This is a genomic window from Streptosporangium sp. NPDC048047 (assembly GCF_040653115.1).
In the GTDB taxonomy this organism is placed as follows: domain Bacteria; phylum Actinomycetota; class Actinomycetes; order Streptosporangiales; family Streptosporangiaceae; genus Streptosporangium.
In genome coordinates, this window is the sequence record NZ_JBEZNH010000026.1 from 91934 (window position 1) to 104478 (window position 12545).

A 12545-nucleotide genomic window follows, 5' to 3' on the forward strand; every position below is an offset into this window, starting at 1 on the left:
GCCCCTCGGACCTCCGCGCCTGCCGCGGCGGGCGCTCCGTACGGCCGGCTCGCCGTACGGTCAGCTCTCCGTGGCGGGGCCGGGCCGGGCGGACAGGCCCGCGCAGCCGCGCAGCCCCTTCCAGTCGGTCAGGGCCTGCTGCCGGGCGGGGCCGGTGAGCGGGACGGGGACGCCGCCCTGGATCGTGGCCGGGGTCCACTGGTCCTTCAGGACCTTGCGCCCCTGGATCGTCAGCGTGAGCACGCCGGTCCGGCCGGTCTGGGGGCCCCAGTTGTAGAAGACGAAGTTGCCCATGCCGTAGTTGACGTAGGCGTTCTTCAGGTAGCCCCCGCCGAGCAGGATGTGCGCGTGTCCGCCGACGATCACGTCGGCCCCGGCCGCGACCAGCTTGGGCGCCAGGGAACGCTGGGCCTCGTTGGGGCACTTCTGCAGCTCGGTGCCCCAGTGGAGGTGGACGATCACCGTGTCGGAGGTACGGCGCGCCCTGCGCACCTCCTGGATCAGCCGGTCCTCCCGCTTGGCCGAGGCCAGGCCGCCCTTGGCGCCGAGCGCGGTCCAGGGCTGGATGAACTCGGCGTCCATCACCTGGGTGGCGCCGATGACGGCGATCCGGTTGCCGTTCACGGTCGTCCGCCAGGGCTTGTACGCCTGGGCCTCGGTCGCGCCGACGCCCACCACGGGGAACCTGGCGCGCCGGATCGCGGCCAGCGAGTCGGTGAGGCCGCTCTCCATGTAGTCCATGCCGTGGTTGTTGGCCATGGAGGCGACGTCCACCCCTGCGGCCTTCAACGCGGTCAGCGCCGAGGCGGGAGCGCGGAAGGTGAACTGCTTGCCCGGAGCGGGGGTGCCGCCGGTGGTGATCGCGGTCTCCAGGTTGACCATCGCGACGTCGGACCGGCTGAGCACCTTGGCGATCGGGCCGAGCGCGGTCTGCGGGTTCGCGTTCAGCCGGGACCGCAGCACCCCCTCGAAGTGCACGTCACCGCCGAAGGAGATGGTGTACGGCCGGCGTTCGGGCTTGGGCGGGGCCGAGGAGGCGGGCTTCTCCGCGACGTCCGGCGTCGATGCGGGTTCCGGGGACGCCGACTGCGCCGCCGTACAGGCCGTGGAGAGCACGGCGGCGGCGGCGAGGGCGGCGACCGCCCCGAGTCGGCGGGGGAGGTAGATGTCCATCGGTATCCGAGGATGCCACCCCAGAGGCCATATCCGGCACAACCCGGCCGATGGAGTGTCATCTCCTCAAAACTTGTATGGATCAAATATTTGAATGATTCCGGTTTGGGGCATAGCGTGTGCCGCGTGGACGACAGGGACCGGCTTCGACGGGCTGGACTGCGGGTGACCGCGGCCCGCCTGGCGATCATGCAGACCGTGCGGGACGGCGACCACCTCGACGTGGACGCCATCCACCGGGGCGTGCGGGAGCGGGTCGGCCAGGTCTCCCTGCAGGCCGTCTACGACTCCCTGCACTCCATGCAGCGCGGCGGGCTCCTGCGGAGGATCGAGCCTCCCGGCAGCCCCGCCCGGTACGAGACGCGGGTGGGCGACAACCACCACCATCTCGTCTGCCGGGAGTGCGGAAGGGTCACCGACGTCGACTGCGCCGTCGGGCACGACCCGTGCATGGCCCCCGTCTCCGCCGCCGGATACCTGGTGGACGAGGCGGACGTCATCTACTGGGGCGTGTGCCCCGCCTGCCGTCCCGTTGAGGCCCGATGAGCCCGCGGGCGGGCGAGGCGGTATCCCCCTGCGCGTGACGTACGGACCGCGTGCCGACGGCGCCTCCGACGGGCCGCCGTCCAGTGGCCGCTTCGCCCAGCCGCCTCGCCCGGCCGCCCAGCACCGCCGCCCCGCATGACCGTCCCGTACGGCCTCAGAGGTCGAACCGCCCGCCTTTCACCCCGTGAACGAAGGCGTCCCATTCCGTCCGGCCGAAGACGAGCACGGGGCCCTCGGGGTCCTTGCTGTCCCTGACCCCGACGCTCCGCCCCGGGAGACGTGCGATCTCCACGCAGTTCCCGTTGACAGTGCTCTGCCGGCTCTTTCGCCACGCCACCGCTGAAAGGTCGATCTGCGACAAAACCCAACCCCTTCCCCGGGAACACCACGAGGACTTCAAGGATGAGCACGCGCGCGAGAACGTGCAAGGCGTCGGCGGCGTGACGGGGGCGCGTCGCGTGATGCCGGCTCCGGCTCCGTCCCCCCGATCCCCCGTTCCCCGGCCCCGCCCGCGGGACGGACCGGCGGTCCGTCCCGCGGGCAGGGTGATCCGGGGTGATCGTGTGAGGCGGCCCCCGGCCTTCGGGCACCGGGACCGGCCCCGCCGAAGCGGGACCGGCTTCCGACTTCGCTAGAGGTCGAACTCCCCGTCCTTGACCCCCCCGACGAACGCGTCCCACTCGTCAGGGGTGAAGACGAGGACCGGCCCCGACCGATCCTTGCTGTCACGGACGCCGACGCGTCCCCCGTCCAACGGCGCCACCTCGACGCAGTTGCCGTTCACAGCGCTCCTCCGGCTTTTCCTCCATGCCGCGGCGCCGAAATCTGTCGCATCCATATTCGTTCTTTCCGATGACGGCACCCGGCGAGCCGCCGATGTACCGGAACCCTCATTTCCAGTGCCCTGCCGTTTCCGCGATCAGCCGCTGCGAAGCCGGCTCGTCGAGCGCGCGCTCCATGAGGTGGCCGAAGGCCCGCTCGTACCCGTAGACCATCTCCGCGTCCTCGACGTACCGCCCCCCGAAGAGGGACTCCAGGTAGACGATGTCGGGGAAGTCGGAGAAGGCGAGGTGCACGAACGGCCCCGTCGCCACCGGCGGCGGAACATTCTGGGGGAGGACGCGCATCTCCACGTGTTCCAGCTCCGAGACCTCGATCAGGTGGTGGAGCTGGTCCCGCATGACGCGGGCGTCGCCGTACTGGCTTCTCAGCACGGACTCGTTGAACACGACCAGGAGGGTCAGCGGGTCGTCGGAGTACAGCAGGGTCTCCTGCCGCCTTCTCCGCACCTCGACCCTGTCCTGGAGCCTGCTCGGCGGGACATGGCCCGCGTGCTGGCCCACCGCGTTGACCGCCCAGGCGTACGCCTCCGTCTGAAGCAGGCCCGGCATGACCTGGGGTTCCCAGTTCCGCGCCACGGTCGCCTCCGCCTCCAGTCCGATGAGCGTCGTGTAGTCATCGGGGAGGGAGGCGGCGTATCTCTCCCACCAGCCCTTCGACTCGGCGTCACGGCGCAGGCCGATCAGCGTCTCCCGAAGGTCTCCTTCCACCTCGTAGACGTTCGCGAGCGCCTGGACGTCGGCCTCCTTGGCCAGCGTCTTGGCGTTCTCGATGCGGCTGACCTTGGCGGCCGACCACTTCAGCAGGAAGGCCACCTCGTCGCCGGTCATGCCCCGGTCCTCACGGATCCGGCGCAGTTCGAGACCCAGGCGACGCCGGCGGAGGGGGGGACTGCCGCGCTCCGGCATCCCGGTCTCCTCGTCATCTCGGATGGATGGAGTCAATGCCCCTAGCAGGGATGATCTGAATGGTAGTGCAAGTTGCATGGAACATTGCAGTGCATTTATAGAAGTTTATTACTTCTTTCCTTACGCCAAGCCTTGCAGGCAAATCTATGCTGAGCGACCATCGAAGCAGGAAGATTTCGAGAGGACCGACGGGGGAGCCGCCCAACCCACGGTGAGGCGGCCCGCGGGCCTCTCACCGGGCGCGGCCTTCGGAACCCGCGCCTTCCGACGGCAACGGCGCCGCCCTCAGCCACCGAGGAGACATGGGAGGCCGCCAGGAGGACAACGGGGACCATCGCGACGTTCCGCCGTCGCGTCCGCACGCATCGCTTCGGGGAGGGAAAACCGGGTCGGCGGCCACCGACCCGGCTGACACAAGCACTCCGCATCGCAGCCACGAAAAGGAGTAACCCATGCCTTTCCACCGTATCAACGGGCTTCACGGAATCAAGGCCTTCGTCCTCGACCTCGTCGACCGGGCCGACCGTGAACTGTGCATGGACCAGGACGAATGGGCGTACAGGCTCGGCTGGACCGTGACGAGGAAGGGGTTCGGCGCCCGGTCGTACCGGGACCCCCGCTTCGACCGGCCCGCGGCCGGCCGCGCCACCGCCGTGACCGAAGCCGGAAAGGCCCTCACCGGTGAGGTGACGGTCATCCCCGGAGGCGGCATCGGGACCGTGACGACGCCCGGGGAGGTGGAGGACGATGTGGCCGCGTAACCCCCGCAACAACCCCCACCACCGGGGCGGGCCCGCGCCGTCCCCCGGCGGGGCGAATCCGCTCGTCCGTGCCTGGCGGTGGCGAACGGAGATCGCCCTGACGTCCGCCGCCCTCCTGACCGGCGTCGTCACGGCCACGGCCCTGGGGCGGGACGACTGGCGTCCCTTCCTCGTCGCGACCGGCGCCGTCTCGCTGGCCGTCGTCCTCCGGCCCGTCCGCGACCGGATCGGCGCCCACCTGTGGTGCGTGGTCTCCCGGCACCGCATCCAGCGGGTGTGCCTGGAGACGGGCATGCACACGGCGGCGGGACGGATCCCCCTCATCCTGTGGATCACCCCGACGGCCCTCGGGGAGAAGGCGCTGATCCTCACCCGGGCCGGGATCTGCGCGGAGGACTTCGACGCCTTCGCCGGGGAACTGGAGTCGGCCTGCTTCGCCCGCCGGGTCGTCGTCGCCCGTCACCGCCGCCGGGCCGACCTGGTCACCCTCGAGATCATTCGCAGGGAGGGGACCACCCAGCCCGCCGTCCTCCTCGACCGGCTCTCCGGGCCGGCGAACTGGGTGCCCCCGCGGTCCGCCGGGGGCCGTGAGGAGGTACCCGATACCGTCTCCCCCGAGCCGCCCTTCGCCCTGCCACGCGAGGTCCCCCGGGCGGCGTGAACCCGTACGGCCCGAAACGGGCACGGGAGGTTCCCTGCGGTCGCGGCCGGATTCGCCGAGGTCGCCGGGGCCGGCCGCCGGATCGCCGGCCGGTGGGGCGGCGGCGCGCCGCCGGGGGCGGCGGCCGATCCGGCCACCTCCCGTTCCCGTCCGATCCGATGATCGTTCGGAAAAGCGGGATCCGCGCGCATTAGGCTTACGCGCGTGACCACCCCTCCAGAACAGGACCGTCTGCACGCTCAGCTCGCCTTCGCCATGGAGATCGACAAGCTCAGACGCATCGTGCGCCGCAACACCCTGATGGACGGCTCCCGGCGCGAGAACGACGCCGAGCACTCGTGGTACGTGGGCATGCTGGCGATGGTGCTGGCCGAGCACGCCCCACCGGGCATCGATCTGGACAGAGTCGTCGCGATGCTGCTCGTCCACGACATCGTCGAGATCGACGCCGGAGACACCTTCATCTACGACGCCTCCGCCGTGGAGGCCCAGCTCGACCTGGAGCGCAAGGCCGCCGACCGGATCTTCGGGCTGCTCCCGGACGACCAGGCCACGCGGCTGCGGGCACTGTGGGACGAGTTCGAGGAGCGCCGGACCCCCGAGGCCAAGTTCGCCAAGGCTCTCGACCGGATCGCCCCGATCCTGGCCAACCACCACAACGAGGGCGGCACCTGGTCGCTGTACAAGGTGACCGCCGAGCAGGTGCTGGAGAAGGTGAGGATCATCGAGGAGGGCTCGCCCACGCTCGGCGCCTACGCCACGGAGATCGTCGAGCTCTCGGTCAGCCGGGGACATCTGGCGCGTGCATAACGCCGTTCCCGGGTAGGTCCCTATCGCTTGGAAAGGGGACGATCGTGAAGGAAAACGTTAAAACGAACCGCCAGAGCTTCCGCAAGTTCGTTCCACCCGTCGACCTCGTCGGCAACGTGGAGCGCTCGACGAAGCTGGATCGCCCGATTCAGGCGGTGTCCAGGGCTGTGCGGCGGCGGCTCGGCCCCGGGTTCCTGCGCGACCTGCTGCACGGGGTTCCCACCGGCAAGCCCCTCCATCCACCGCTCACCGACGTCGCTCTGGGCTGCTGGATGTCGGCGTCGCTGCTGGATGTGACCGACGCCGACCCCCGGGCGTCCCGGACGCTGCTCGCGGCGGGCCTCGTGGCGTCCGTTCCCACGGCCGCGTCCGGGATCACCGACTGGTCGGCGCTCCACCGCGAGCAGCAGCGGGTCGGGTTCGTTCACGCGCTGGCCAACGTGGCCGCGCTCACCCTCTACGCGGGCTCCCTGCTGCTGCGCGTGCGGGGCGACGAACGGCGCGGCCGGATGCTGTCGTTCGCCGGACTGGCCGTCGGCGGCGTGGGCGCCTACCTCGGCGGCCACATGTCGTACCGGCAGGCGGCCGGGGCCAACCACGCCGTGTCGGTCTCCCACCTGGTCCCGCTGGGCTGGCACGACCTGTGCGATCTCAAGGACCTGCCGGACGGCCGGCCGGTGACCCGGCGGCTGGGCTACATCGACCTGTTCGTGCTGCGCAGGGGCGAGGACGTCACCGTGCTCGCCGACCGCTGCTCGCACCTGGCCGGGCCGCTGCACCAGGGACGCGTGACGTCCGTGCAGGGCGCCGACTGCGTGGTGTGCCCCTGGCACGGCAGCACGTTCCGGCTGTCCGACGGCACGGTCATGCACGGCCCCGCGACCGCCCCGCAGCCGGCCTTCGAGTCGAGGCTGCGCCGCGACGGCGTGCTGCAGGTCCGCCCCATCCCGGCGTGACCCCTCCGTCCGGTCCCACCGTCCCGGTTCCGGCTCCGCCAGGCGCCGTTGCGCGGGCCCTCTTCACTGATCAACGAACCAGCGGGTTCGCGAAGAGGGCCCGCGCAACGGCGTCCACGGCTTCCGGCCCCCGGTCAGGACGCCCGGGGGCCCGCCGTCACTCCTCGTCGTCCGGCTGGCCGTCGGCGGGATGCTCGACGAGGGCGAGGACCCGGCTGGACATGAACCGCGCGGTGCGGACCGCCGTCCCGCTGCGGGTGACCTCGCTGACTTCGACCACGCCGCCCCGGCGATTGGCTATCTCGACCCGGCGGCCCGCCTTGGTCGCGACGACGTCGTAGGTGCGCGAGCTGTCGCCCGCATCGATGACGATCTCTACACGGTCGCCTTTCATGACCGTGTTGTTCCCGCAAGTGAGGGATTTTAGCCGTACACCAGTTTGACGATCGCCACGACGCCAACGCACACGATGAAGCCACGCAGCACCGGCGCCGGCAACCGCCTGCCGACCTTCGCTCCGAGGAACCCGCCGATCGACGCGCCGACCGCCACCAGCGCGACGGCCCGCCAGTCCACCACGTCCCGCCCCGAGAACAGCGAGAACCCGATGAACAGAAGCGCCGCGGCGCCGTTGACCATCAGCGACAGGACGTTCTTGGCGGCGTTGACACGCTGCAGGCCGTCGTCGAGGAAGCTGCCGAGCAGCCCGATCAGCAACACGCCCTGGGCGGCGCCGAAGTAGCCGCCGTAGACGCCGGCGGCGAGGACCCCGATCCACAGCAGGGGACCGCCGTGCGGGTGGGCGTGCTCGCGCCGGGCGGCCAGCAACCGGTTGAGCCTCGGCTGGAACACCACGAGCACGCAGGCCAGGCCGATCAGGACCGGCACGACCACGTCGAAGGTCTCGGCGGGCAGGAACAGCAGCAGGACGCTCCCGGCCAGCGCGCCCAGGGTCGAGGCGACCCCCAGCCGGACCAGCCGTCCGCGCTGACCTTCCAGCTCGGCGCGGTAGCCGAGCGCGCCGGTCAGCGTCCCCGGCACCAGGCCGATGTTGTTGGAGACGTTCGCCACGATCGGCGGCAACCCGACGGCCACCATGGTCGGAAACGTGATCAGCGATCCCGAGCCGACGACGGCGTTGATGCCGCCCGCCGCGACCCCCGCCGCCAGGACGGCGACTGCCTCCCACGGTGTCATCTGGCCCCTCCTCGGTCGTACGGCTCGCGCCCGGTGATCGGTGCACGGCTTCCACCGGATGCTAGGAGGGGAGCGCCGGTGAGCGGTCGGCGGGGTGTCCTCCGCCACTCAGCGGCCGTAGCGGACACGGCCGGAGCGGGCCCAGAAGCGGACGGAGAGACTAAAAGTGGACAGAGGGGATGGGAGAAAGGCTCAGAAGAGCCGGTGGAGAGACTCAGAAGTCGTACGCGCGGGCGTACCAGCGGCCGTCGCGCCCGCGTTCCAGGTTGAGCGGGATGCCGAAGGTGCGGGAGAGGTTCTCGGCGGTCATCACGTGGTCGATCTCACCCTGGGCGACCACCGAGCCGTGCCGCAGCAGCAGCACGTGGGTGAACCCGGCGGGCACCTCCTCCACATGATGGGTGACCAGCGCCATCGTCGGTGACTTCGGGTCCTGCGCGAGCGCCGACAGACGGCGGACGAGGTCCTCCCTGCCTCCCAGGTCGAGCCCGGCGGCCGGCTCGTCCAGCAGCAGCAGCTCGGGGTCCGGCATGAGCGCGCGGGCGATCTGCACCCGCTTGCGCTCGCCCTCCGACAGCGTGCCGAACCGGCGGCGGATCAGGTGGGCGCAGCCGAGCTGGTCGATCAGCTCGACGGCGCGGGTGACGTCGCCGGAGTCGTATTCCTCGTTCCAGCGACCGATGATCGCGTAGGAGGCGGTGAGGACGAGATCGATGACCTTCTCCTCCGGCGGCACCTTCTCGGCCAGCGCGGCGCTGGCCAGGCCGATGCGGGGACGCAGGTCGAACACGTCGCTCTGCCCGAGGCGCTCACCGAGGATCTCCACCACTCCCTCGGTGGGGAACAGCATCGCGCCGACGACCTGGAGCAGCGTCGTCTTACCCGCACCGTTGGGACCGATGACGACCCACCGCTCGTCCTCGTGAACGGTCCATTCGATGTCTCGAAGCAGCGCCGCACCGTCCCTGCGCACGGTGACGTCCTGTAGCCGAAGCACCTGACCGCCCATGCCCCTACCCCTCCTAGAGAATCGCTGGAACAAAACCTATTGCAGGACAAGCGCATATCGTGGACCGGTGCACCCTGATTCACAGATCTCGGCCACCCTGGTCTGCTGGGGCAACGCCTGGCTGACGGGTCAGGTCGGCCTCGACGACGCCGTCGACCGCGTCGAGCGCCGTGGCGGACCCCAGCTCGTCGCCACCGAGACCGGCGACACCGGTCTGCGCGGCTTCCTCGCCGGCCTGCGGATGGACGGCATGAAGTCGCTGCGCCTGGCCCTCCCGGTACCGGGCGACCCGCTCGGACTCACCGGGCCGCCCCCTCTCAACTCCGCGGCCATCGAGGCCGGGCAGGCGGCGATCGCCGTACTCCCCGGCCGGTGCGTCGGGCTGGTGCCCGCGTCCGACCGCCGCGGGTCATCGTACGCCGGGGTCCGCTGGAGCGCGCTCGCGGCCAGCGCCAACGCCCCGGACGTCCCCTCCCTGTCCGAGGCCGAGCACGCCCTGACCATGGCGATGCGCACGGCCACCGACACCCTGCTCGGTCTGGGAGGCCCCGTCCAGGGGCAGCCACGGCCGAACACCGCCGACGGCGGCCTGGCTCCGGGTTACCCGGCCCGCGCCCACCGGGTCGCGGCCCTCGCCGCCCGGCTGGCCGCGGTGCTGCGGGTCACCGACGACCGGGGGCTCACCTCCGGCCAGATCGCCGCCCGCGGCGCCGCGCTGCGCGACCTCGACCGCGCCGTACGGCGGGCACGGGTGGCCGCCCACCACGCCATCACCGAACTCGTCTGACCCCGTTACGAGGCCACCGGCGGCAGCGCCGCCATGAGCCCACCCGGGGACGCCGGTATCGGGACCCGCTCAGGAACGCCGGTGTCCGGACCCGCTCGGGGGCGCCGGTGTCTGGACTGAGGAACGCAGCCGCGAAGCGGCGGAGAGACGAGGGAAGGCACCGGTTACCAGCCCCCGAGCCGCGACACGCAGTGTCGCCATGAGTTCAGCGGGCCTGACGGGACCGCCGCACCGGTCCGCAGCCCTCCTCGGGCTCGGCGAGGGGACCGTCGAGGAGCCGCGTCAGCGCGTCGACGAACGCCTTCCGCTCCCCCTCGGGCACCGTGGCGAGCACCTCGGCGTGGACGCGATCGACGATCCTCGCGCCTTCGGAGACGATCCGCATGCCCTCCTCGGTGACCGAGATGATCCGGGCCCGGCGGTCGGTGCTCGACGGACGGCGCTCGGCGTATCCGGCCTTCTCCAGTTTGTCGATCGTCACGACCATCGTGGTCTTGTCGAGGTCTGCCAGCTCGGCGAGCTGGATCTGGGTGCGCTCGGCCTCGGCCGCGTGCCACAGGACGCACTGCTCGCGCGGGGTGATGCCGATCTCGGCGAGGGCCGCGGTCAACCGGGTCGTCAGCACATGGCCGGCGTGCATGAGCATGCCGGTGAGGTCGCGAACGGTTCGCGGGGGCGCGCTCGTCGTCATACCGCTCGTCATGCTACGAGCCTAACAAATCGTTCCGCTGCGAGATGATCCCGCAGTGAAACAATCGGCGGGTCCGGTCGTCCGGCCGGGACGGAACGGGGATCAGGCGGAACGAGGCCCGGGGAGCGGAACGGACCGGCGCTCCTCTCCGGGCCGCGGCGGACGTGATCCGACCGCTCAGGCCAGGCCGTGGCGGACACGATCCGACCGCTCAGACCAGACCATGACGGGATATCGGCCGTTCAGGCCAGGCCGTGGCGGACGGCGTAGAGGGCCGCCTGGGTCCTGTCCTGCACGCCCAGCTTCATCAGCACGTTGGAGACGTGGGTCTTCACGGTCTTCTCCGCCACCGCCAGCTCGCGGGCGATCTCCCGGTTGGACCGCCCCGAGGCGATCAGTGCGAGCACCTGACGCTCGCGACCGGTCAGCGGCGCCACCGGGCCCTCTCCCCGCCGGGGCGGGGAGAGGGCGGCCGGGTTCACCGGGACTGTCCGGAAGTCCTGGGACGTCTGGGGGCCCTGGACCTGGGAGGCCGACAGCACCGCCCCGGCGGCCTCGGGGGCGAGCAGCACCTGGCCGCCGTGGACGGTCCGGATGGCCTGGACCAGCGTGCCGGGATCGACGTCCTTGTACAGGAATCCGGCCGCCCCCGCCCGCAGCGCGGGGGCGACGTCCTCCGGGTCGCCGACCGAGGTCAGCACCAGGACCCGCGGGACGTCCTCCCGCCCGGCGAGGCGTGCCAGCGTGCCCAGGCCGTCGAGGACCGGCATCCTCAGGTCGAGCAGCAGCACGTCCGGGGCGAGCGACTCCACCAGGGCGAGCGCCTCGGCGCCGTCGGCGGCCTCGCCCACCACGTCGAGGTCGTCCTGCAGATCCAGGAACGTGCGCAGGCCCTGCCGTACGACCGGGTGGTCGTCGGCGATCAGGACGCGGATCACGCGGGGACCTCCATCCGCACCAGCGTGCCGGCGTCCGGTCGCGACGTCACGCGCACGTCCCCGCCCAGGGCTCCGGCCCGCTCGCTCATCGAGGCGATGCCCAGTCCGCGCCCGGCGGCGGCCGCCACGTCGAACCCCCGCCCGTCGTCGCGCACCTCCAGGACCAGCCGGTCGCCCTCGCAGCCGAGCCGTACGGTGACCGTCCGGGCCTCCGCGTGCCGGGCGGCGTTGTGCAGCGCCTCCTGGGCGACGCGCAGCACGGCCGCCCCCGCCGCCGGCTCGAACTCGCACCCCGGCGCCTCCTCGAAGGAGAAGGCCGCCGGGTGCAGGCGATCCAGCAGCCGCACGTGCTTGCGCAGCGTCTCGGCCAGGCCGTGGCGGTCGAGGTCGGCCGGACGGAGCTCGACGATCACCTCGCGCAGCTCGGCCAGCGCCTCCCCGGCCATCCGCTCCACCCGCTCCAGTTCCCGCCGCGCCCGGCCGGGGTCGCGGTCCAGCAGGGAGTTCGCGGCCTGGGCGGTGAGACGGAGGGAGAACAGCTTCTGGGTCACCGCGTCGTGCAGTTCCCTGGCCATCCGGGTGCGCTCCTCGGCCAGGGCCAGCTCCCGGCTGCGCTCGTACAGGCGGGCGTTGGTCAGCGCGATCGCGGCGTGCGCGGCGAACAACGTGAGCAGCCGCTGGTCCGCCTCGGTGAAGCCGCCGCGGGTCCGCTTGTTCGACAGGAAGACGATGCCGAGCACCCGATCGCCGTCGCGGATCGGCACCCCGAGGAAGTCCTTGAGCACCGGGTGGGCGCGCGGCCAGTACTCGAACCGGGCGTCCCTGCGGATGTCGGGAAGCCGGACGGGCGCCCCCTCGCGCAGCATCGCCCCCAGCATGCCGTGCTGGCGGGGCATCGGCCCGATCGCCTCCCACTGCTCGTCGGTGATGCCGTCGGCGACGAACTCGGCGAACGCCCCGTCGTCGTCGGGGACGCCGAGCGCGGCGTAGCGGGCGTCCAGCAGGCGGCGCGCCGACCGTACGATCACCTGCAGCACCTCCCGGACCGACAGGTGCCTGGTGACCGCGAGGACGGCGGAGCTCACCGCGTGCAGGACGTCATCGCGGTCCCTGTCCTGGTCCCGGTCCTCGTCTCCGGAGCCTCCGGCGCCCATCACGTCCACAGATGGAAACTCTAGACGTCCGTCCTGGTGAAGCGGCTGGGGCGGCGGTCCTAGGGCCTGTACGGACTTCGAATCTTCAGGCGGGTTGAAGGCTTCGGATCCACA

Annotated in this window: 16 protein-coding genes; 6 read left to right on the forward strand and 10 right to left on the reverse strand. The window is 71.6% G+C overall.

Annotation, left to right across the window (positions count from 1 at the left end; translation table 11 throughout):
* Nucleotides 1-60: 60 nt before the first annotated feature.
* On the reverse strand, nucleotides 61-1173 hold the full coding sequence (locus tag AB0D67_RS22535; protein WP_362938890.1) for a CapA family protein: 1113 nt from the start codon (nucleotides 1171-1173) through the stop codon (nucleotides 61-63).
* 126 nt (nucleotides 1174-1299) lie between these two features.
* Here AB0D67_RS22535 and AB0D67_RS22540 point away from each other — a divergent pair, with 126 nt between their 5' ends.
* Nucleotides 1300-1719: a Fur family transcriptional regulator gene (locus AB0D67_RS22540; protein WP_362938893.1), complete on the forward strand. Its 420-nt coding sequence runs from the start codon at nucleotides 1300-1302 to the stop codon at nucleotides 1717-1719.
* Nucleotides 1720-1873: 154 nt separating this feature from the next.
* Here the strand turns inward: AB0D67_RS22540 and AB0D67_RS22545 are convergent, their stop codons facing one another.
* From AB0D67_RS22545 to AB0D67_RS22555, 3 genes are all read right to left on the reverse strand, one after another.
* Nucleotides 1874-2056 carry a DUF397 domain-containing protein gene (locus AB0D67_RS22545; protein WP_362938896.1) on the reverse strand — a complete coding sequence of 61 codons (183 nt, stop codon included), beginning with the start codon at nucleotides 2054-2056 and terminating at the stop codon, nucleotides 1874-1876.
* Between the two features lie 294 nt (nucleotides 2057-2350).
* Entirely contained in the window at nucleotides 2351-2557 is a 207-nt protein-coding gene (locus AB0D67_RS22550; protein WP_362938899.1) for a DUF397 domain-containing protein, read from the reverse strand.
* A 52-nt stretch (nucleotides 2558-2609) separates the two neighbouring features.
* On the reverse strand, nucleotides 2610-3467 hold the full coding sequence (locus tag AB0D67_RS22555) for a helix-turn-helix transcriptional regulator (RefSeq protein WP_362938903.1): 858 nt from the start codon (nucleotides 3465-3467) through the stop codon (nucleotides 2610-2612).
* A gap of 452 nt (nucleotides 3468-3919) precedes the next feature.
* On the opposite strand from AB0D67_RS22555, the gene AB0D67_RS22560 reads away from it, so the two are divergent.
* The 4 genes from AB0D67_RS22560 to AB0D67_RS22575 all read left to right on the forward strand — a co-directional run bounded on the left by AB0D67_RS22560 (nucleotide 3920) and on the right by AB0D67_RS22575 (nucleotide 6655).
* Nucleotides 3920-4228, forward strand: a complete 309-nt coding sequence (locus AB0D67_RS22560) for a hypothetical protein (RefSeq protein WP_362938906.1) — start codon at nucleotides 3920-3922, stop codon at nucleotides 4226-4228.
* Nucleotides 4215-4889, forward strand: a complete 675-nt coding sequence (locus AB0D67_RS22565; RefSeq protein ID WP_362938908.1) for a hypothetical protein — start codon at nucleotides 4215-4217, stop codon at nucleotides 4887-4889. Before AB0D67_RS22560 ends, AB0D67_RS22565 begins: the two co-directional genes overlap by 14 nt.
* A gap of 255 nt (nucleotides 4890-5144) precedes the next feature.
* Entirely contained in the window at nucleotides 5145-5699 is a 555-nt protein-coding gene (locus AB0D67_RS22570) for an HD domain-containing protein (protein ID WP_362938940.1), read from the forward strand.
* 44 nt (nucleotides 5700-5743) lie between these two features.
* Complete coding sequence (locus AB0D67_RS22575) at nucleotides 5744-6655, forward strand: Rieske 2Fe-2S domain-containing protein (RefSeq protein WP_362938910.1); 912 nt, start codon at nucleotides 5744-5746, stop codon at nucleotides 6653-6655.
* Between the two features lie 157 nt (nucleotides 6656-6812).
* Here the strand turns inward: AB0D67_RS22575 and AB0D67_RS22580 are convergent, their stop codons facing one another.
* The 3 genes from AB0D67_RS22580 to AB0D67_RS22590 all read right to left on the reverse strand — a co-directional run bounded on the left by AB0D67_RS22580 (nucleotide 6813) and on the right by AB0D67_RS22590 (nucleotide 8861).
* On the reverse strand, nucleotides 6813-7049 hold the full coding sequence (locus AB0D67_RS22580; protein WP_362938913.1) for a hypothetical protein: 237 nt from the start codon (nucleotides 7047-7049) through the stop codon (nucleotides 6813-6815).
* Between the two features lie 29 nt (nucleotides 7050-7078).
* Nucleotides 7079-7852 carry a sulfite exporter TauE/SafE family protein gene (locus AB0D67_RS22585; RefSeq protein ID WP_362938916.1) on the reverse strand — a complete coding sequence of 258 codons (774 nt, stop codon included), beginning with the start codon at nucleotides 7850-7852 and terminating at the stop codon, nucleotides 7079-7081.
* Nucleotides 7853-8066: 214 nt separating this feature from the next.
* Nucleotides 8067-8861 carry an ABC transporter ATP-binding protein gene (locus AB0D67_RS22590; protein WP_362938919.1) on the reverse strand — a complete coding sequence of 265 codons (795 nt, stop codon included), beginning with the start codon at nucleotides 8859-8861 and terminating at the stop codon, nucleotides 8067-8069.
* Nucleotides 8862-8928: 67 nt separating this feature from the next.
* Between AB0D67_RS22590 and AB0D67_RS22595 the strand changes: the two genes are divergently transcribed.
* Complete coding sequence (locus tag AB0D67_RS22595; protein WP_362938922.1) at nucleotides 8929-9648, forward strand: hypothetical protein; 720 nt, start codon at nucleotides 8929-8931, stop codon at nucleotides 9646-9648.
* 205 nt (nucleotides 9649-9853) lie between these two features.
* On the opposite strand, the gene AB0D67_RS22600 is transcribed toward AB0D67_RS22595, so the two are convergent.
* The 3 genes from AB0D67_RS22600 to AB0D67_RS22610 form a co-directional block, all read right to left on the reverse strand.
* Complete coding sequence (locus AB0D67_RS22600; RefSeq protein WP_362938925.1) at nucleotides 9854-10351, reverse strand: MarR family transcriptional regulator; 498 nt, start codon at nucleotides 10349-10351, stop codon at nucleotides 9854-9856.
* 230 nt (nucleotides 10352-10581) lie between these two features.
* Nucleotides 10582-11277 carry a response regulator transcription factor gene (locus AB0D67_RS22605; protein WP_362938928.1) on the reverse strand — a complete coding sequence of 232 codons (696 nt, stop codon included), beginning with the start codon at nucleotides 11275-11277 and terminating at the stop codon, nucleotides 10582-10584.
* On the reverse strand, nucleotides 11274-12431 hold the full coding sequence (locus AB0D67_RS22610; protein ID WP_362938943.1) for a GAF domain-containing sensor histidine kinase: 1158 nt from the start codon (nucleotides 12429-12431) through the stop codon (nucleotides 11274-11276). The genes AB0D67_RS22605 and AB0D67_RS22610 overlap by 4 nt, the downstream gene beginning before the upstream one ends.
* Nucleotides 12432-12545 lie beyond the last annotated feature (114 nt).